This window comes from Sphingobium sp., from assembly GCF_033795625.1.
Classification (GTDB): Bacteria; Pseudomonadota; Alphaproteobacteria; order Sphingomonadales; family Sphingomonadaceae; genus Sphingobium.
In genome coordinates, this window is record NZ_JARYGI010000102.1 from 1 (window position 1) to 864 (window position 864).

Annotated in this window: 1 protein-coding gene and 1 pseudogene; both read left to right on the forward strand. The window is 67.1% G+C overall.

What is annotated here, in order from left to right:
- Positions 1–414: pseudogene (locus QHC67_RS18795) on the forward strand (hypothetical protein); the annotation flags it as partial.
- Positions 401–864: ATP-binding protein (locus QHC67_RS18800; RefSeq protein ID WP_319296685.1), on the forward strand; the 464-nt coding region annotated here is incomplete at its 3' end. The pseudogene QHC67_RS18795 and the gene QHC67_RS18800, both read left to right, overlap by 14 nt.

Consider the following 864-nt stretch of genomic DNA (forward strand, 5'->3'; position numbering starts at 1 on the left):
CAGCGACCTTGGCCGCGACCGCGACGAGCAGCGCCCCGAGCGCTCTATCTGCCGGTGCTGGTGAACAAGCCCGGCGCGCTCAGGAACGGCGCACCGTTCCAGGACTGGGACCTGCCGGCCGCGCTCGCTCGGCTACGACGCAAGCTTGGCAGCAACGACGATGCCGATCGGCGGTTCGTTCGCGTGCTCGCCGCCGTCACCACCGATGGACTGGATGCCGTCGACAGCGCCGTTCGCGAAGCGCTCGATACCGGTGCGGTCAGCGACGAGGTGATCCTCAACATCCTGGCGCGACGGCGAGAGCCGCCCCGACCCGCATCCATCGTCACGCCTGAAGATCTGGTCCTGATGCACCCGCCGGTTGCCAACTGCGTCCGCTATGACAGCTTGCGAGGTATCCGTGCAGCGGCATGAGATGATCGACGCTATGCGTGGGCTCGGCCTCAAGGGCATGGCAGGCGCGTTCGATGAGGCGGTCACCACCGGCGTTCAGCGCCAGCGCACGGCAATGGAGATCCTGACTGATCTGCTGCGCGCCGAAGGGGCGCACCGCCATGCGGCCTCGATCCGCTACCGGATGAGCGCCGCCAGGCTGCCGGTCGTGAAGGACATCGACGCGTTCGTGTTCGAGAACACCCCGATCAACGAGGGGCTGGTGCGCTCGCTACACGCAGGCTCGTTCCTGCCTGGGCGTCGCAACGTCGTGCTGGTCGGAGGTACGGGCACCGGCAAGACCCATCTCGCCAGCGCGATCGCGGCCAGCGTCATCCGCGCCGGTGCACGTGGTCGCTACTTCAACACCGTCGATCTGGTGACGCAGCTCGAGGAGGAGTTGTCGGATGATGGCGGATATGGCCAGCTGAG